14 protein-coding genes are annotated in these 19,189 nt (G+C 70.6%); 11 read left to right on the plus strand and 3 right to left on the minus strand.

Going from position 1 to position 19,189, the window contains the following annotated elements; translation table 11 throughout:
- The first annotated feature begins 267 nt into the window (after positions 1 to 267).
- From groES to B3G12_RS05375, 9 genes are all read left to right on the plus strand, one after another.
- Positions 268 to 564, plus strand: coding sequence for a co-chaperone GroES (groES, locus tag B3G12_RS05335; protein ID WP_095798825.1), 297 nt, complete (start codon positions 268 to 270; stop codon positions 562 to 564).
- Between the two features lie 102 nt (positions 565 to 666).
- Positions 667 to 2,250 (plus strand): chaperonin GroEL, encoded by a 1,584-nt coding sequence (gene groL, locus B3G12_RS05340; protein ID WP_144941844.1) that lies wholly within the window; start codon positions 667 to 669, stop codon positions 2,248 to 2,250.
- A 234-nt stretch (positions 2,251 to 2,484) separates the two neighbouring features.
- Positions 2,485 to 4,587: an acyltransferase family protein gene (locus B3G12_RS05345; protein ID WP_290499500.1), complete on the plus strand. Its 2,103-nt coding sequence runs from the start codon at positions 2,485 to 2,487 to the stop codon at positions 4,585 to 4,587.
- Positions 4,588 to 4,823: 236 nt separating this feature from the next.
- A complete protein-coding gene (guaB, locus tag B3G12_RS05350) occupies positions 4,824 to 6,320 on the plus strand; it encodes an IMP dehydrogenase (protein WP_094395213.1) in 1,497 nt (498 codons plus the stop codon).
- Between the two features lie 49 nt (positions 6,321 to 6,369).
- Positions 6,370 to 7,491 carry a GuaB3 family IMP dehydrogenase-related protein gene (locus tag B3G12_RS05355; RefSeq protein WP_094394888.1) on the plus strand — a complete coding sequence of 374 codons (1,122 nt, stop codon included), beginning with the start codon at positions 6,370 to 6,372 and terminating at the stop codon, positions 7,489 to 7,491.
- Positions 7,492 to 7,569: 78 nt separating this feature from the next.
- Positions 7,570 to 8,616: an SURF1 family protein gene (locus tag B3G12_RS05360; protein ID WP_144941846.1), complete on the plus strand. Its 1,047-nt coding sequence runs from the start codon at positions 7,570 to 7,572 to the stop codon at positions 8,614 to 8,616.
- Positions 8,609 to 9,202, plus strand: a complete 594-nt coding sequence (locus B3G12_RS05365; protein ID WP_144941848.1) for a DUF3817 domain-containing protein — start codon at positions 8,609 to 8,611, stop codon at positions 9,200 to 9,202. The genes B3G12_RS05360 and B3G12_RS05365 overlap by 8 nt, the downstream gene beginning before the upstream one ends.
- Before the next feature lie 42 nt (positions 9,203 to 9,244).
- Positions 9,245 to 10,843, plus strand: a complete 1,599-nt coding sequence (guaA, locus tag B3G12_RS05370) for a glutamine-hydrolyzing GMP synthase (RefSeq protein WP_144941850.1) — start codon at positions 9,245 to 9,247, stop codon at positions 10,841 to 10,843.
- A 93-nt stretch (positions 10,844 to 10,936) separates the two neighbouring features.
- The gene (locus B3G12_RS05375) at positions 10,937 to 14,767 is read left to right on the plus strand and encodes a hypothetical protein (RefSeq protein WP_290499506.1); all 3,831 of its coding nucleotides are present in this window, start codon (positions 10,937 to 10,939) and stop codon (positions 14,765 to 14,767) included.
- Between the two features lie 350 nt (positions 14,768 to 15,117).
- Here the strand turns inward: B3G12_RS05375 and cpaB are convergent, their stop codons facing one another.
- From cpaB to B3G12_RS05390, 3 genes are all read right to left on the minus strand, one after another.
- The gene (cpaB, locus tag B3G12_RS05380; RefSeq protein WP_144941854.1) at positions 15,118 to 15,792 is read right to left on the minus strand and encodes a Flp pilus assembly protein CpaB; all 675 of its coding nucleotides are present in this window, start codon (positions 15,790 to 15,792) and stop codon (positions 15,118 to 15,120) included.
- A 186-nt stretch (positions 15,793 to 15,978) separates the two neighbouring features.
- Positions 15,979 to 16,329, minus strand: a complete 351-nt coding sequence (locus tag B3G12_RS05385; protein WP_144941856.1) for an FmdB family zinc ribbon protein — start codon at positions 16,327 to 16,329, stop codon at positions 15,979 to 15,981.
- A gap of 164 nt (positions 16,330 to 16,493) precedes the next feature.
- Complete coding sequence (locus tag B3G12_RS05390; protein ID WP_290499509.1) at positions 16,494 to 17,111, minus strand: 5-formyltetrahydrofolate cyclo-ligase; 618 nt, start codon at positions 17,109 to 17,111, stop codon at positions 16,494 to 16,496.
- A 121-nt stretch (positions 17,112 to 17,232) separates the two neighbouring features.
- Between B3G12_RS05390 and galU the strand changes: the two genes are divergently transcribed.
- Both galU and B3G12_RS05400 read left to right on the plus strand, forming a co-directional pair.
- Positions 17,233 to 18,141, plus strand: coding sequence for a UTP--glucose-1-phosphate uridylyltransferase GalU (gene galU, locus B3G12_RS05395; RefSeq protein WP_145009795.1), 909 nt, complete (start codon positions 17,233 to 17,235; stop codon positions 18,139 to 18,141).
- Between the two features lie 9 nt (positions 18,142 to 18,150).
- Complete coding sequence (locus B3G12_RS05400; protein ID WP_290499512.1) at positions 18,151 to 18,795, plus strand: GNAT family N-acetyltransferase; 645 nt, start codon at positions 18,151 to 18,153, stop codon at positions 18,793 to 18,795.
- The last annotated feature ends 394 nt before the right edge of the window (positions 18,796 to 19,189 follow it).

Genomic DNA, 19,189 nt, shown 5'->3' on the forward strand with positions numbered 1-19,189 from the left:
ACCCGTGCGCGCAACCGCGCGAGCGGCGGGGTCGGCCAGCTTTCAGCCCACAGGGGAGCGGCGCGCCGCCGCCTTGACCGGGCGCGGGCGGCCTCCCTACAGTAATTGTTGGCACTCTCGTAGTGAGGGTGCTAAAAGGCCAGGCGCTCAATCGGCACCGCGACGACGGTTGGCACGCCAACTGGCCTGTGGCGCTCGCCGTCGTGGGACCCCACGACACCGCGCGGGCGCACACCGTCTCACACGCCTAGAAGAAAGGGAGAGATCGTGTCGGTCTCCATCAAGCCCCTCGAGGATCGCATCGTGGTTCAGCCGCTGGCCGCTGAACAGACCACCGCTTCCGGTCTGGTCATCCCGGACACCGCCAAGGAGAAGCCCCAGGAGGGCACCGTCCTTGCCGTGGGCCCGGGCCGCGTGGACGACAAGGGAAACCGCATCCCCGTGGACGTCAAGGAGGGTGACCTGGTCATCTTCTCCAAGTACGGCGGAACCGAGGTCAAGTACAACGGCGAGGAGTACCTCGTGCTCCCGGCGCGCGACGTGCTGGCCGTCATCGAAAAGTAACCACCCCACGTCTTTCGAGCGCGGTGCCCGAGCTTCCGCCCGCACGGGCAGCGCGGGCACCGCGCCGTCATTTCCTCTCCCTCTCTCTCCCAAGGAGCACACATGCCCAAGCAGTTGGTGTTCAACGACACCGCTCGCAAAGCGCTCGAGGCAGGCGTCAACCGCCTCGCGGACACCGTCAAGGTCACCCTCGGCCCCCGTGGCCGCAACGTCGTCCTCGACAAGAAGTGGGGCGCGCCCACCATCACCAACGACGGCGTGACCATCGCCCGTGAGGTGGAGCTCGAGGACCCCTACGAGAACCTCGGCGCGCAGCTGGCCAAGGAGGTCGCCACCAAGACCAACGACGTCGCCGGCGACGGCACCACCACCGCCACCGTGCTGGCCCAGGCCATCGTCAAGGAGGGTCTGCGCAACGTGGCCGCCGGTGCCGCCCCGGGCGACATCAAGCGCGGGGTCGAGGCCGCGGTGGCCGCCGTGTCCGAGCGTCTGCTCGACAACGCCCGCCCAGTCGAGGGCAAGGACGTGGCCCACGTGGCGGCCATCTCCGCGCAGTCCGAGGAGATCGGCGAGCTGATCGCCCGCGCCTTCGAGACCGTGGGCACGGACGGCGTCATCACCATCGAGGACGGCTCCTCCACCGAGGTGGAGCTGGACGTCACCGAGGGCATGCAGTTCGACAAGGGCTACCTCTCGCCGTCCTTCATCACGGACCAGGAGCGCCAGGAAGCCGTCCTGGACGACACCTACGTACTGCTGTACCAGGGAAAGATCTCCGCCATCCAGGACCTCATGCCGGTGCTGGAGAAGGTGCTGCAGGCCAAGAAGCCGCTGACCATCATCGCGGAGGACGTCGAGGGTGAGGCCCTGTCCACCCTGGTGGTCAACAAGCTGCGCGGCACGCTGGACGTCGTGGCCCTGAAGGCCCCCGGGTTCGGTGACCGCCGCAAGGCGATCATGCAGGACCTCGCGGTGCTCACGGACGCCACCGTGATCACCCCGGAGCTCGGCATCTCCCTCGACGGCGTGGACCTGACCCAGCTGGGCAGTGCCCGCCGCATCACGGTCACCAAGAACCAGACCACGCTCGTGGACGGCGCCGGGTCCTCCGAGGCCGTCGCGGATCGCGTGGCCGAGATCCGCGCGGAGATCGCCCGCACGGACTCCGAGTGGGACCGCGAGAAGCTCCAGGAGCGCCTCGCGCGCCTGGCCGGCGGCATCTCCGTGATCAAGGTCGGCGCCGCCACCGAGGTGGAGCAGAAGGAGCGCAAGCACCGCATCGAGGACGCGGTGTCCTCCACGCGTGCCGCGCTCGAAGAGGGCATCGTGGCTGGCGGCGGCTCCGCCCTGGTCCACGCCTCCAAGACGCTCGACGGCACGGACCTCGGCCTCAGCGGGGACGCCGCCACCGCCGTGAACATCGTGCGCCGCGCCCTGGTCCAGCCGCTGCGCTGGATCGCGGAGAACGCGGGCCAGGACGGCAACGTCGTGGCCGCCCGCGTCGCGGACATGGAGCCGGGCAACGGCTACAACGCACTGACCGGGGAGTACGAGGACCTGCTGTCGGCGGGCATCATCGACCCCGTCAAGGTCACGCGTTCCGCCCTGCAGAACGCGGCGTCCATCGCCGCGCTCGTGCTCACCACCGAGACGCTCGTGGCGGAGAAGCAGGACGACGAGGACTGAGTCCTCCCGATCCTTCCGGAAATCGCCGAATGGCCGGCGGCCCACCCCTTTCGAGGGGTGGGCCGCCGGCCATTTGTGGTACTGCCACCGGCGACGGTGCTCGACCTCTGCCCCCGCGCGACCGGGTGGCTCAACCCGCAGGCCGTGCGCGCTGCCCCCCCCCCCACGGAGACGGGTCGGGGCGGAACCGGGTGCGATGTGATCGGTGCGCCCCGTTGCGTTTAGGCTGACCGGATGCGCATTTCCCCAGCCTTGGATCCCATTGCCGGTTCATCCCCGCTTCCGGTGGGGCAGCTTCCCCGGTGGGCTGCCGGATCCTCCTCCGCGCAACGGGTGCAGCGGTACTCCGGGTTCCGCCCGGAGGTGCAGGGACTGCGTGCCGTGGCGGTCGTGCTGGTGGTCCTCTACCACGTGTTCATGGGCCGGGTCTCGGGTGGTGTGGACATCTTCCTGTTCATCTCCGCGTTCTTCATGACCCTCTCGTTCGTCCGCAAGCTCGAGGGCGGGCGTCCTCTGGCGCTGGGCCGCTACTGGCTGCACACCTTCAAGCGGCTGCTGCCGCTGGCGACCGTGGTCATCCTGGCCACACTGTTCCTCGTGTGGTGGCTGTACCCCGCGCAGGACGTGGCGGACTTCCGCTTCCAGGGCGTGGCCTCGATCCTGTACTTCGAGAACTGGACGCTCGCCTTCAACGCGGTGGACTACTACGCGGCGGACCACTCCTCGGCCTCGCCGTTCCAGCACTTCTGGTCCCTCTCGGTCCAGGGGCAGGTCTTCCTGCTGTGGCCGCTGATCTTCGGCCTGGCGTGGCTGGTCAAGCGCCGGACGGGACACAGCAGCGTCCCCGTTCTGGCCGCGTGCTTCGGGCTGGTGTTCGCGTCCTCGCTGGCCTTCTCGATGCTCTCCACGGCCGCGCACCAGGAGTTCACGTACTTCGACACCAGGGCCCGGTTGTGGGAGTTCGCCCTGGGGTCCCTGGTGGCGCTCGCCATTCCCTACGTGAAACTTCCCCGTGCGGTGCGGCTGGTCCTGGGGTGGGGCGGACTGGTGAGCATGGTGTCGGTGGGGATCCTCGTGGACGTGCAGGGCGCGTTCCCGGGCTGGATTGCCTTGTGGCCACTGCTCTCCGCCGCAGCGATCATCGTTGCGGGACAGTCCGGTTCGGCCCTCGGGCTCGACCGGTTCCTCTCCTGGGCCCCGGTGGTGAAGCTGGGCGACGCCGCCTACGCCCTGTACCTCGTGCACTGGCCCCTGCTGATCACCTATCTGGTGGTCCGGGACCGGCCGGTGGCCGGGCCGCGCTCCGGCGTGGTGATCGTGGTCGTGTCCGTTCTGCTGGCACTGCTCCTGACGAAGCTCGTGGAGAACCCGCTCAAGCGGTGGAAGTGGCCGGAGGCGAAGAACTGGCGGCTCGCGCTGGTGATCGTGGTGTGCATGGGCACGGTGCTGGTCGCCGCTGGCACGTGGTCCGTCGTCGAGCGCCACCGCACCGCGCAGCTCCAGGCGCAGGCCGAGCTGAACAACCCCGGCGCACGGGTCCTCGAGCCGGTCTACGCGTTCGCAGGGGACCCGGATGCCCCCGCGCTGCCCGCATCCATGAAGGACCAGTGGGTGGGCCTGCCGCAGGCCTGCGACGGTGAGTACAAGAGCGCGAACAAGAAGGCCCAGGGATTCTGCCGCCAGACCGAGAAGGTGGAGAACCCGACCAAGGTGGTGGCCGTCGTCGGCAACTCCCACATGGAGCAGTACATGGGCGCCGTGATCCCCGTGGCGCAGGAGGAGAACTGGCAGCTGATCTCCGTCCTGCAGCCCGGGTGCGGGTTCGGCGTGGAGGGGCAGTCGAGCACGTGCAAGGACGGCAACGAGGCCGCCATGGACTACCTGCGGGAGCTGAAGCCAGATGCCGTGCTGACCACCTCCACGCGCGCGGAGCTCACGGACGGCCCGGCAGAGCGCGTGGTGAGCGGCCTCGACGCCCTGACACGGGAGCTCACCGCCCAGGGGACCACCGTGGTCGGATTCCGCGACAACCCCCGCCTGGACTTCGACCCCACCCGGTGCGTGGCCGAGAAGGGCCGCGACGACGAGTCCTGCAGGGTCTCCGCCGACGCCGTGCTGGCGGCGGAGAACCCCGCCCAGTCCCTCGACTCGATCCCCGGGTTCGCCGGGATCGATCCCACTCCTCTGATCTGTCCGCAGGGTGTGTGCGCGCCGGTGATCGGCAACGTGGCCCTGTGGATCGACTCCCACCACCTCACCTGGGAGTACACGCGCACCATGGCGCCGCTGCTGCGGGACCAGCTCGTCGCGGCCGTCGGGACCGGTGCCACGGGGTGAGGGCCCCGCGCGGGTCGGCCGTCACGCACCGGGGTGACCGCACGGCGTCGGCACGCGGTGTGACGTCGTCCGCTCCGCGGCCCGCGCACGGTACGACGCCGTGGTCCCAGGCCCTGTCCGGAGCCTGCGACCCGCGGCGAACGGGCGGGGGGCGCGTCGGAGCCGCGCCGTAGACTGGTGGCGACATTCTCGCGCGAAAGGGACTACTCGTGGCTGAACCCGTGCCCACGGCACTGATGGACGACCCGTTCGGATTCACCGGACTGACCTACGACGACGTGCTGCTGCTGCCCGGCAACACGGACGTGATCCCGTCGGAGGCCTCCACGACGACGCGCCTGTCGCGCAGGATCACGCTGCAGGCCCCCGTGCTCTCGGCGGCCATGGACACCGTGACCGAGTCCGCGATGGCCATCTCCATGGCGCGCCAGGGCGGGATCGGCGTGATCCACCGCAACCTGTCCATCCAGGACCAGGCGGACCACGTGGACCGCGTCAAGCGCAGCGAGTCCGGGATGATCACCAACCCCGTGACGGTCTCCCCGGACGCCACGCTCGCCGAGCTGGACCGGTTGTGCGGCTACTTCAAGGTCTCTGGCCTGCCCGTGGTGGACGAGAACCAGAAGCTGCTGGGCATCATCACGAACCGCGACACCCGTTACCTGCCGGAGAGCGACTTCGAGACCCGCCTGGTGCGAAACGTCATGACCCCCATGCCGCTCGTCACCGGCAAGGTGGGCATGAGCAAGGACGAGGCCCACGCCCTGCTCGCGAAGCACAAGATCGAGAAGCTGCCGCTGGTGGACGAGCAGGACCGGCTCACCGGGCTGATCACCGTCAAGGACTTCACCAAGGCGGAGCAGTACCCGCTGGCCACCAAGGACGACGAGGGCCGGCTGCGAGTGGGTGCGGCCGTGGGCTTCTTCGGTGACGGCTTCGAGCGTGCCATGACGCTGGTGGACGCCGGTGTGGATGCGCTGTTCATCGACACCGCCAACGGCCATTCGCAGGGCGTGCTCGAGATGATTGCCCGGCTCAAGAAGGAGCCCGCGGCGGCGCACGTGGACGTGATCGGCGGCCAGGCGGCCACCCGGGCTGGCGCGCAGGCCCTCGTGGACGCGGGCGCGGACGCCGTCAAGGTGGGCGTGGGCCCCGGCTCCATCTGCACCACCCGCATCATCGCCGGCGTGGGTGTCCCCCAGATCACCGCGATCAACGAGGCTGCGCAGGTCACGATCCCGGCCGGTGTGCCGCTGATCGCCGACGGCGGGCTGCAGTTCTCCGGCGACATCGGCAAGGCGCTGGTGGCCGGTGCTGACTCCGTGATGCTGGGCTCGCTGCTCGCGGGCTGCGACGAGTCCCCGGGCGAGCTCGTGTTTGTAGCGGGTAAACAGTTCAAGGCCTACCGCGGCATGGGCTCGCTGGGCGCCATGCAGTCCCGCGGCAAGAACACCTCCTACTCCAAGGACCGCTACTTCCAGGCGGACGTCTCGGACGACCAGAAGCTCATCCCGGAAGGCATCGAGGGCCAGGTCCCGTACCGCGGCCCCCTCGCCTCGGTACTGCACCAGCTGGACGGCGGGCTGCGCCAGACCATGTTCTACGTGGGCGCGCACACCGTCACGGAACTCAAGCAGAAGGGCCGCTTCGTGCGGATCACGCCGGCGGGGCTCAAGGAGTCCCACCCGCACGACATCACCATGACGGTGGAAGCCCCCAACTACAAGCGCTGATCCGCGCCGCACCCATCCCCGTGCGCGCCGCGCGGTGAAAGGACATTTCGTGAGCTACGACATCGAGATTGGGCGTTCCAAACGGGCGCGCCGCACGTTCAGCCTGGACGAGATCGCCCTGGTCCCCTCCCGCCGCACGCGGGACCCGCGGGACGTGAGCACCGCGTGGCAGATCGACGCCTACCAGTTCGACATCCCCGTGGTGGGCGCGCCGATGGACTCGGTGATGTCCCCGGCCACGGCCATCGAGCTGGGCCGTGCGGGTGGTCTGGGCGTGCTGGACCTCGAGGGGCTGTGGACCCGCTACGAGGACCCGCAGCCGGCCCTGGACGAGATCGCGGACCTCAGCTCCGAGAACCTGCCGCAGGCCACGCGCCGGATGCAGGAGCTCTACTCGGCGCCCGTCCAGCCCGAGCTCATCAAGGCCCGTCTGGCCGAGATCCGGGAGGCCGGCGTGATCGTCTCGGGCTCCCTGTCCCCGCAGCGTGTGGTCGAGCACTACCGCACGGTCCTCGAGGCCGGCGTGGACCTCTTCGTCATCCGCGGCACCACCGTCTCCGCCGAGCACGTCTCGCGCGAGCAGGAGCCGCTGGACCTCAAGAAGTTCATCTACGACCTCGACGTCCCGGTGATCGTGGGCGGCGCCGCGGGCTACACCCCGGCGCTGCACCTCATGCGCACCGGAGCGGCCGGGGTCCTGGTGGGCTTCGGTGGGGGAGCCTCCCTGCGCACCGAGTCGATCCTCGGCATCCACGCGGCCATGGCCACGGCGGTCTCGGACGTCGCCGCGGCGCGTCGGGACTACCTCGACGAGTCCGGGGGCCGCTACGTCCACGTGATCGCCGACGGCGGTCTGGGCACCTCGGGCGACATCGTCAAGGCCATCGCCATGGGCGCGGACGCCGTGATGCTCGGAACCCTGCTGGCCCGCGCCGAGGAGGCACCCGGACAGGGCTGGCTGTGGGGCGCAGAGGCGCACCACTCGCACTCGCCGCGCGGTGTCCGCACACACGTGGGCACGGTCGGCCCGCTCGACGAGCTGCTCAACGGGCCCTCCCGGCACGTGGACGGCTCCTCCAACGTGATGGGTGCGCTGCGCCGCGCCATGGCCACCACCGGCTACTCGGACCTGAAGGAGTTCCAGCGCGCCGAGGTGGTCATCCGCAGCTGAGCCCGGGTGCCGTCGCGGGCCTGCCCGCGGGGTGCGCTGGTGTGGGAAACGCCCAGCGCGGGCCAGTAGGGTTGAACCGTGCTGAAAACCGCCCTGCGCCCCCGCTCTCTGGCCTTTCTGGCGGCCGCCCTGCTCGTGGCGGCGCTCTTCGTGAGCCTCAGCATGTGGCAGCTCAACGCGTCCTTACAGTCCTCGACCGTCGCGGATCCCGCAAAGGACCGCGTCTCGGCGCTCGCGGACGTCACCACACCCGGTGAGGCGGTCACCTCCCAGCAGGCGGACCACGTGGTCTCCGTGACCGGCACGTACGTCCCGGACTCCACCGTGCTCGTGCCTGGGCGGCTCCAGGACGGTGCGTCCGGGTACTGGGTGGTCACGCAGCTCGTGGTCCCGGACTCACAGAAGCGGTGGGACGCCGCGGACTCGGACGTCTCCCTCGCCGTGGCCCGCGGCTGGGTGGCCTCGCCCCAGCAGGCGGACGCCGCGCCGTCTGGTCGGATCCGCGTGATCGGGCGCCTGCTGCCCACCGACTCCCCGCTGCCCAGCGAGAAGCTGCCCTCGGACCAGGTGGGTTCCGTGTCCACGGCGCAGCTGAGCAACCTGTGGAACACGCCCCTCTACTCCGGCTACGTGGCGGCCTTCTCGGAGAATCCCGCCGCCCAGCCGGCCCCGGTGTCCTCCGATGGTGCGCTCGAGGACTCCGCGAGCCTGATGGGTCAAGGACTGAGCCGCCTGCAGATCGACCAGCAGCCCACGGACACATCTGTGCACGCACTGAACCTCTTCTACGCCATCGAGTGGGTGGTCTTCGCCGGGTTCGCATTCTTCATGTGGTGGCGCTTCGTCCGCGACGAGCAGCTGCGCGAGGAGAACCCGGAGGAGTACTTCTACTTCGAGGGCGACTACTTCTGGGACGAGGCTGAGCAGTCCTACTACTACTGGGACGCGCAGGACCAGTGCTTCTACTACTTCGACGACCAGCCGGCCGTCGCGGCCCGCGCCCCCGGCAACGCCCCACACGAGGACGCCGCCCGCCCGGGTGCGCGGCGCGCCGGAGCCAGCGGCGCGGCGTCGTCCTCAGAGAACCCCACCCCGCGATCCGACAACGGAGCACCCCATGACTGAGCCCACGCCGAAGAACGACCAGCAGCCCCGCCCGGTGCGCCGCACAGACGGCGTGCGGGTCACCGCGCCCCAGGACGCCACCCCGGAACGGGCGACCGTGCCGGACAGCGTGCGCGCCAAGGCCGCCGCGCTGAAGCCGCGGCGCCGCTTCGGCGGCACCGAGGCCCAGATCCGCACCGCGCTGAACGTGTACAAGGTGTGCGCGTGGGTCTCCGGCACGTTCCTGCTGCTTCTCGTGGCGGAGATGGTCACCCGCTACGGCTTCCACTACGACCTCATCGCCGGAGGCACGGACAAGGCTACGGGCCAGACTGTGGCGCTCGGGTGGCAGAACCTGGACCTCGAGAACCTCGCCGGTGGGGTCAACGTCTCCACGTGGATCCTCATCGTCCACGGCTGGTTCTACGTGGTCTACATCCTCTCCTGCCTGCGCGTGTGGTCGTTGATGCGGTGGCCCTTCGCGCAGCTGGTCGTGATGGCCCTGGGCGGCGTGGTGCCCTTCCTCTCGTTCATCGTGGAGCGCAAGATCCACCGCTCCACCGAGGCGGAGCTCGCCGCCAATCCGAGGGCCGCCAAGCGCTACTGAGACCGGCGGGGCGTGTCTGTGCCGTGTTCTAGACTTGTCCGCGTGACTGAATCCCCTGAGAACCTGAGCGACCTGGAACAACGCCCGGTACTCGTGGTCGATTACGGTGCGCAGTACGCGCAGCTGATCGCCCGCAGGGTGCGCGAGGCGAATGTGTACTCCGAGATCGTTCCGCACACCTGGTCCACCGAGAAGATCCTGCAGCGCAACCCCGCCGCCCTGATCCTCTCGGGCGGGCCCGCCTCCGTGTACGCACCGGGAGCCCCGCAGCGCGATGCCGAACTCTTCCAGGCCGGTGTTCCCGTCCTGGGGATCTGCTACGGGTTCCAGGTGATGGCCAACGCCCTGGGCGGCGCGGTCGAGCGCACGGGTGCGCGCGAGTACGGCGCCACCACCGCCACGGCCACCGCCGACACCGTGGGCACGCTGCTGGACGGCACCCCTGACGTGCAGACCACGTGGATGAGCCACGGCGACTCCGTCACGGCGGCGCCCGAGGGCTTCACCACCCTGGCCACCACCGAGGGCGCGCCCGTGGCCGCCTTCGAGAACCGTGAGCGCGGGCTCTACGGCGTGCAGTGGCACCCCGAGGTCAAGCACTCTGCCTTCGGGCAGAAGGTCCTGGAGAACTTCCTCTTCAACGGCGCCCGGCTCAGCCCCACCTGGTCCACGGGCAACATCATCGAGGAGCAGGTTGCGGCCATCCGCGCCCAGGTGGGCGACGGCAAGGCGCTGTGCGGCCTCTCCGGCGGGGTGGACTCCGCGGTGGCGGCCGCGCTCGTGCAGCGCGCGATCGGGGACCGGCTCACGTGCGTGCTCGTGGACCACGGCCTGATGCGCCAGGACGAGGTGGAGCAGGTCGAGAAGGACTACGTGGCCGCGACCGGGATCAAGCTGCACATAGCCCGGGAGAAGGAGCGCTTCCTCGGGGCGCTCGAGGGCGTCACGGACCCGGAGACCAAGCGCAAGAACATTGGGCGCGAGTTCATCCGCGCATTCGAGGCCGCGGAGCACAAGGTGCTCAGCGAGGAGGCCGCGGACGGCGAACCCGTGCGGTTCCTGGTGCAGGGCACCCTCTACCCGGACGTCGTCGAGTCCGGCGGCGGCGAGGGCGCGGCCAACATCAAGAGCCACCACAACGTGGGCGGGCTCCCCGAGGACCTGCAGTTCGAGCTCGTGGAACCGCTGCGCGCACTGTTCAAGGACGAGGTCCGCGCGGTGGGCCGCGAGCTCGGGCTGCCCGAGAACATCGTGGGCCGCCAGCCGTTCCCCGGCCCGGGCCTGGGCATCCGCATCATCGGTGAGGTCACCGAGCAGCGCCTGGACATCCTGCGCCGCGCGGACGCGATCGCCCGTGAGGAGCTGACCCGCGCCGGTCTCGACGACGAGGTCTGGCAGATGCCCGTGGTGCTGCTCGCGGACGTGCACTCCGTGGGTGTGCAGGGCGACGGCCGCACCTACGGCCACCCCATCGTGCTGCGCCCCGTGAGCTCCGAGGACGCCATGACCGCGGACTGGTCGCGGCTGCCCTCCGAGCTGCTCGCGCGGATCTCCAACCGGATCACCAACGAGGTGGAGGAGATCAACCGGGTGGTTCTGGACGTCACGTCCAAGCCGCCGGGAACCATCGAATGGGAGTGAACCCCACCGTCTGAGTCACCGTCAGTTCCGGTGCGCCGGTCCGCCCCGTCCCCCCACGGGATGCAGGCCGGCGCACTCGTGAGTAGGAGCACCATGCCGACACCCCCGTCCCAGGACCGATCGACCCCCCAGGCGGCGGACCGTGCCTCCACCGGTTCGGAGCACCCCCGCGTGTCCCTGAGGTCCTGGACCCAGCAGATGGACGCCTACACGGGTCCGGACACGCTGCTGGACTTCAACCAGGTGGACAACGTGTGCATCGACCTCACGGGGGCGAATTCCTCGGGCCAGGCGCAGCTGCTCATGCAGCGGCCCACGCGACTGTCCACGATGATCCACCAGGACACGCCCGCCTACGACCGGGCGGTACGCTCCGCGCGTGCACTGCGCACGAAGATCCACGAGCTGTCCGTGATGCACGGCCTGGACGCCGCGTACCTCGCCGCCGGGACGGCGTCGTGGCTCGCGGACCCGGTGGCAGACGGGCTGCGACGCTTCGTCGCGCCCGTGCTGCTTGCCCCGGTCACCATCAAGCTGCGTCCGGACCACAAGGATTTCGAGCTGCACATCGTGGGCCCCGCGCGGCTGAACCCGGCGCTGGTGCGTCGGCTGCGCGAGGACCACGGGGTGGAGCTGGCCACGGCGGAGATGTCCCGGCTCGCGTACGGCACGCGCAAGCTCGACCCCGCCCCGGTGCTGGAGATCCTGCGCCAGCTCGCCGTGGACGTCCCCGGGATGCACGTGGAGCACCAGCTCGTGGTCTCCACGTTCGCGGACCTGCACGAGCGCCCGGCGGACGAGCACGTGGTGGCCCGCACTGAGGTGGTCGAGGCGCTCGCCCGCCTGAAGAACCCGGAGGTGGGCAAGCTGCCGGTGGTTCGCCCGCTGCAGAACAAGGCTCCGGCACTCGACGACCGCGATCCCGCGGACGAGCTGCTGCTCACGGACCTGGACGCGAACCAGCAGGATGTTGTGGACCTCGCCGAGCAGGGTGAGAGCTTCGTGGTGAGCACGCCCGTGGGCACCCCCGCCGTGGACACTGCGGTCGCCACCGTGGGCGCGCTCGTGCACCGCGGTCGCAGCGTGCTCGTGCTGGGGGAGTCCCGCACCACCCTCGCCTCGTTCACGCGCGCCTGGAACAGGGCGGGCCTGGACTCGCTCGTGCTGCCCCTGGGCTCGCACCTGAGCCCGGACGACGTCGCCCAGCGCCTCGTGCGGGCCGTGGCCCGCAACGAGCGCGCCGCCGAGCCCGCGACCGAGGCGATCCACGACGCACTGCGCCGCTCTCGCGAGCAGCTGCGCGTGCACGAGGACTCTCTGCACTCCCGCCGCCCCCGCTGGCAGGCGTCCCCGTACGAGGCGATGCAGGCACTGGCGCAGCTCACCGCCCGGGACCCGGGCCCCGAAACGACCGTGCGGTTCCGCCGCTCGGTGCTCGACGCCGTGTCCCACCGCAGCGAGGTGCAGCGCCAGCTCCAGCGCGCGGCCTCCCTCGGAGCCTTCGACGAGGCCGCCCTGTCCAGCCCGTGGCACGGCGCCCGTCTGGTCAACGACGACGAGGCGCGCCAGGCCCACGACCTCGCCAAGTCCCTGCTGCTCGAGCTGACCACGCTCACCACCGCCATGCGCAACGTCCTGGGCGTCTCGGGCCTGCGCGTGGGCACGACCATCGCCGAGTGGGAGCAGCAGCTCGAGCTCGTGATCGACGTGGGGAACTCCCTGGATTACCTCACCCCGGACATCTACGACCGCCCCGTCACGGACCTGATTGCGGCCACGGCTTCCGCGGCCTGGCGGCGTGACCACGAGATCGAGCTGAGCGGGCTGCAGCGTTCCCGGCTGCGCAAGGCGGCCAAGGAGTACATCCGCCCCGGGGTCCACCTTTCGGACCTGCACGCGGCGCTGGTGAAGGTGCAGTCCGAGCGGGACAGGTGGCGGCAGTGGGCCACCACCCTGGAGCAGCCCGCGGTCTCTGACCGGGCCGAGGAGACCCTGCGCACGCACCGTCGTTTTCGGGAGGACCTGGAGGGGCTCGCCATCGCCCTGGAGGGCTCGGCCACGGCCGTCCGTCTGGAGTCCGCGACCGTGGACGAGCTCGGGGCGATCCTCGAGGAGCTGATCAACGACGAGCCCCACCTGAGCACCCTGCCCGAGCGCACCGTCCTGCTGGACGACCTGCGCGCCCGCGGCCTCGGGGAGTTCCTGCAGGACCTGGAGACGCGCGGGGTGCCTGCGGACCGGGTGGGGGAAGAGCTGGAGCTCGCGTGGTGGCAGTCGGTGCTGGAGGCCATGATCAGCGGCGACGACTTCGTGGCCATGCCGGACGGCTCCGAGCTGCGCAGGACGGAGTCCGCGTTCCGCCGGGCCGACTCAGCGCACGTGGCCGCAGCCCCGGCGCGCCTCGAGCACGAGCTCTCGACCCGCTGGGCCCGCGACGCCCGCCGCTTTCCGCGCGAGGCCGTAGCGCTGCGGGACATGCTGCGCAGCGGGCACGTGAACACGCAGGACCTGGACCGGGTGCAGCACCTGACACCGTCGCTCGTGCCCGTGTGGACGGCCAGCCCCCTGGTGCTCACCGCCACCCTCGGCGAGGACCAGGAGGTGGACACGGTGGTGGTCCTGGACGCCGAGTCCACGCCGCTGGCGGCTGCTCTGCCCGCGGTCGTCAAGGCGCAGCAGGTGATCGCCTTCGGAGACGAGCACGCCGGCGGTCCGCAGCCGTTCACGGTGGCGCCGCAACTGGCCGGCCGGGACACACCGCACCCCGTGGCGGAGGTGGACTCCGCCCACGAGGCACTCTCGCGGGTCGTGGACACCCGCTCCCTCACCTCGGTGCGCCGGCCTCTGGACCCGAGGCTGTTCAGCTACCTCAACGAGGCGTTCTACGGAGGCGCACTGACCCGTGTGCCATTCGCCTCCGAGCTGATGAGTCCCACCACGGGCCTGTCCGCGGAATACGTCGAGGACGGGGTGGGCGTGCTCACCGCGGGCAGTGAAGGGGTGCAGGCCCCTACCGCGGAGGTGCTCCGCACCGTGGACCTCGTTTTCGCCCACGCGGCGCGGCACCCCGAGCGCTCGCTCGCGGTGGTCACGGCGAGCGCGATGCACGCCTCCCGGGTGGCCCAGGCCGTCCAGCGCAGGCTGCGGGAGACGGGGGAGTCGGAGGAGTTCTTCGCTCCGGGGCACGAGTCCTTCCGGGTGGTGGAGCTCCACCGTGCCGCGGGCATCGAGCGGGACACCGTGATCTTCTCCCTGGGCTTCGGCCGGACGACGTCCGGTCGCAGCACCCCCCAGCTGGGGTCCCTGTCCGAGCGGGATGGTCGGCAGGCGTTTGTGCGCGGCATGACGCGTGCGCGCCGGCACACCCACATCGTGACGTCGATCCACCCCAAGGACACCGAGCCGCGCCGGCTGAAGTACGGAGCCAAGGACATGTACCACATGCTCGAGGTGCTCTTCGGTGACGGCACCACCTCCGAGAGGGCAGCCACGGAGTCCGAGGATTCGCACGATGCCCCGGATGCGCTCGTCGACGACCTCGCGCGCCGCCTGCGCGCGGCCGGCGCCACGGTGCACACGGGCTACGCCCACGCCGTGGACATGGCGGCCTACGCGGAGACGGAGTCCCTGTCCGCCGGAGCGGTGCTGCACGGCGGCGGCGTCGAAGAGGCCGTGCGGATCCCTGTGGCACTGCGCTCGGACGGCTCGGACCGCAGCCGTGCGTTGAGCGTGCGGGAGCGTTCGCGCCTGATCCCGCAGCAGCTCGAACGGGCGGGTTGGAACTATGTGAGCCTGTGGTCGGTGGAGGTCTTCACGGATCCGCAGACCGTGGCGGGACTCGTGCAGCGCTACCTCGGACTGGGTGCCGCGGACGGGGCGCCGGCAGCGGGCGCAGGCCGGGGAAGCTCCGCGCGTGGGCTCTGACGGCGACACCTCACGCACTGGCACGACGCCCGGTGAAGCGTCCGGCCGGACAGACAATGCGGTACCCGATGCGGCGTCGGCTGTGGTGCGCGCCCCGGCCCCTGGCAGGACTTCTGGCGCCGGGCCCGACGCGGTGCCAGGGCGACGCCGCGGCTCGCACCGGCGTGCCACCGGCGGCACCGTGCCGGACACGGAACGCGCACTGGGCAACACCCGGTGGGCCGGTTCCCCCGATGACCTCGGCGCGGACGCGCCGGACCCCCGGGAGGTGCAGGGCGAGGCCGGGCACGAGGAGTGGCTGAGGCGGCAGCGTCCTCCGCACTGGGGCTGAGCCCGGTCGGTTCCCGCCGTCAGGGTGACACCAGCACGAGGGAGACACGTCCCGCCCCGTCCAGCGTGGCGAGCGCGGTGGCGGTCTCCCGGGCCGCGGCCAGCACCACGAGACCGGTGTCGTCCTCCGAGCCGCCCGACGACAGGATGGACGCACCGCCATCTGAAGGCGTGCTGGCGGCCCACAGGACGGTGACCGCACTCGCCACCGTGCTCCCCGTGCCCGAGGCCCCCTCGTCGGAGTGGTGCACCACGTCCACCACGTCACCGGGCCGGATGTGCCGCAGCACGGCGGGATCTTCGACCCGCACCGTGGCCGCGGTGGTGCCCGGCGGCTGGCCAGTGAGGAGACCCGGACCGAGCACGGTGGTGGGTGTGACGGGTTGGCCAGTGGTCAGCGCGACCGCCGTCGTCAGTCCGCTCGCGTCCGAAACCGCTGCGTAGGCGCCCGAGGGGGCGAGTGCCACGGGGAAGTCGGAGACGGTCAGGTCCTTGGCGGCGATGGCGTGTCCCGCGGGGATCTCTGCGGCGGCCGTGACCACTGTCGTGGTGTGGGCGCCGGGCGGCGCGAGGCGGAGGATGACGAGAGTCAGTGCCACGGCGCACAGTGCGGCGGCCACGAGACGGTGGCGGCGCCGGACGGCGGTGCGCAGCCGCAGTGCCAGGGGATAGCGGGGACGGGAGCGTGAACTCATGCCCGGACGCTAACCGTAAGTCAGACCTGTGCCGGGAGCACGGGTGCCATGTGCAGGGCGGAGCGCCGTGACGGGAGCCCCGGCCCGCCGGGTGCAGTGCGCTCGCCGCGTGCGGGGGACAGCGCTGCGGAGTGGGCACTGCTGCGGACTGGGCAGCATCGCCCAGCACCTCGGACGGCGCGGGGCTCAGGAACCGGAGGTCGAGCGTCCCGATCCCGTGGAGCTTGCCGACGAGCTGCTGCTTGAGGCCGATCCACCGGACGTGCCGGAGTTCTTCGCGGCATCGGAGACTGCGGAACCCGAGCTCGCGGAACCGCCGCTCGACGCACCGGAGGAGGAGCCGCCGTTCTTGCCGGCGTCGGCGCGGGAGTCGTTGTGGTAGAAGCCGGAGCCCTTGAAGACCACGCCCACCGAGTTGAACTTCTTGCGCAGGTGGCCGCCGCACTCGGGGCACACCGTCAGGGCGTCGTCGGAGAAGGACTGGCGGATGTCGAAAGCATGGCCGCAGTCTTTACAGGCATAGGCGTAAACGGGCACGAGTGTTCCTTCGAGGGCTGACGGGGAGGCGGATTGCCGACGTCACATGCTACTCGCACCGCGGTGCTGGTGCCGGTCGATGCCGGCCCCCTCCGTTCGGCCTCGGCACCGCTTCCGTCCGGCCACCCCGGCCATTCGGCCACCCAGCCACTCCCGGGACCGGTTCAGGCCGCGGGACCCAGCCGGATGGTGCCCCGCCCCGTGAGCACCCCGGGCAGCACGACGTCGTGCGGCTCGCGCGGAACGGTTCCGGCGGGCAGCACCTCGTCCGCGTGGCAGCAGGCCAGGATCTCCGGCTCCCGCCCCGCCCCGGCCAGGAGGGGGAGGAAGCGGTCGTAGTACCCGCCGCCGAAGCCGAGCCGCACCCCACCGCGGTCCACGGCCACCACGGGCACGAGCAGCAGGCGCACCGTGGCGAAGACCTCGAGACCGCGCCGCGGTCCGGTGGGTTCGAGCAGTCCCGGGAGGTTCCCCGGTGCGAGGGGAGCGTCCGGTCGCCACTGCGCCCAGCTCAGCCGGTGCCCCGGTTCGACCACCGGCAGCCACACGCGGCGCCCCGCTGCGTGCGCCCGCTCCAGCCCGTGCAGCACGGGGGGTTCGCCGGGCAACGGGAGGAAGGCGGCGACATCACCAGTACCGTGCTGCGCCAGCACCCCGGACAGGTGGGTGGCGAAGCCTACCTCGTCGCGCTCGCGGACGGTCGCGGTGCGTCGCCGACGTCGCTCGAGGACCTCCGCGCGCAGCCGCGCCTTGGCGTCGGGTGTCCCTGCCGCTGCGTCCATGCGATCCATCCCTCCGGCACTGTCCGCTCTTGGGAGTACATGCCCCGAAAACCCCCGTCATTCCCGCATGTCCCGGGTCTCGCACCGGGGGTTCCGGGCCGTGTTCGTCTACCCTAATTCCATGAGTGATCACGAGAACAAGCGCGTCCACAAGGCCGTCATCCCCGCCGCGGGCCTGGGCACCCGTTTTCTTCCCGCGACGAAGGCCATGCCCAAGGAGATGCTGCCGGTGGTGGACCGCCCCGCCATCCAGTACGTAGTCCAGGAAGCGGTCGACGCCGGGCTGGACGACGTCCTGATGATCACGGGACGCTCCAAGCGGGCGCTCGAGGACCACTTCGACCGCGTCCCCGCGCTCGAGGCGCAGCTGAAGGAGTCCGGCAAGGACAAGCTGCTCTCGGAGGTGGAGCACGCCTCCGATCTGGGCGAGATCCACTACCTGCGACAGCAGGATCCCCAGGGCCTGGGCCACGCGGTGTTGCGTGCCAAGATCCACGTGGGGGACGAGCCCTTCGCCGTGCTGCTCGGTGACGACCTCATCGACGAGAAGGAGGATCTGCTCTCCCAGATGATCCGCGTGCAGGAGCGCACCGGAGGCTCCGTGGTGGCCCTCATGGAGGTCCCTCACGAGAGCATCAGCGCCTACGGCTGCGCGGACATCACCGCGGTCGAGGGGGAGGACTACGTGCAGGTCAACGGTCTGGTGGAGAAGCCGGCTCCCGAGGACGCACCCTCCAACCTCGCGATCATCGGCCGCTACGTGCTGCACCCGGAAATCTTCGGCATCCTCGAGGAGACCGCGCCCGGGCGCGGCGGGGAGATCCAGCTGACCGACGCCATGCAGACCGTCGCGGACCGCGGCGACGCCGCTCACGGGATGTACGGCGTGGTCTTCAAAGGCCGCCGCTTCGACACCGGCGACAAGCTCTCCTACCTCAAGGCCAACATCGAGCTGGCGTGCGAGCGCGAGGACCTCGGTCCCGGGCTGCGCACCTGGATCAAGGACTACGCCGAGACCCTCACGGACTGAGTCCACCTCGTGGACGGGCAGACCGCGTGGCCGGTCACGGTGCAGTGGGCGCAGCTGATGCTGCGCCCACTTGCTCTGGGCGACCGGGGTGAGTGGGACCGGGTGCGCTTCCGGAACAGGCAGTGGCTCGAGCCGTGGGAGGCGAGCAATCCCGAGCCGGGCGACACCGCGCCGTCGTACCGTGAGTTCGTGCGCCTCCTGCGCCAGCAGGCCCGCGGCGGGCAGAGCCTTCCGTGGCTGATCGTGGAACGCCGTCCCGAGGACGGGCGCCCGCAGCTCGTGGGGCAGCTGACGGTCTCGGGCATCACCCTGGGCTCCTTCCGCTCCGCGACCCTCGGCTACTGGGTGGACGGTGCGCAGGCCGGGCGGGGCATCGCGCCCATGGCTGTGGCCATGGCCACCGACTACTGCTTCCAGCATTTGCGGCTGCACCGCATGGAGATCAACATCCGCCCGGAGAACGCGAAGTCGCTGCGGGTGGTGGAGAAGCTGGGATTCCGGGACGAGGGGCTGCGCGAGAGGTTCCTGCACATCGGTGGTTCCTGGGCGGACCACCGCAGCTTCGCGCTGACGGCGGAGGAGGTTCCGAAGGGTCTGGTCCACCGGTTCACGGGCGAGGACGAGGGGATCACCGTGCGCCACACGCGTCACTGACCCCGGGGGCGAGTCCCCGCCAACCCGCAGGGTTGTGACGAAGGGCGTGTGACCAGGATGGGGGACGACGACATCGCGCGGCAGGCACTGCGCCCCAGGTCAGGGACGTGAAACGCGCCAGACAGGAAAAAATCCCCATCGAATTACATTGATGTGGGCAACACGCGCATTCCATCCGGGGAATCTATCCCCGCTGCCCTACTCTTGCACGGTGGGGTTGTCATGGGTGAGCAGTTCGGCGGTGCTGGCCGTCGTGATTGTGCTGAGTGTCATGTGGTTCGCGCCGCACGTGGTGCGGCGGACGAACCTCCCCGTCCATGCTCAGGTGGAGGCTCCTGACCTCCAGGTCGACCCCTCCCTCCACAGCCACGAGCGCAGAGGCCCCGAGCCCAGT

This window comes from Kocuria sp. UBA5001, assembly GCF_002398425.1.
Lineage (GTDB): Bacteria > Actinomycetota > Actinomycetes > Actinomycetales > Micrococcaceae > Kocuria > Kocuria salsicia.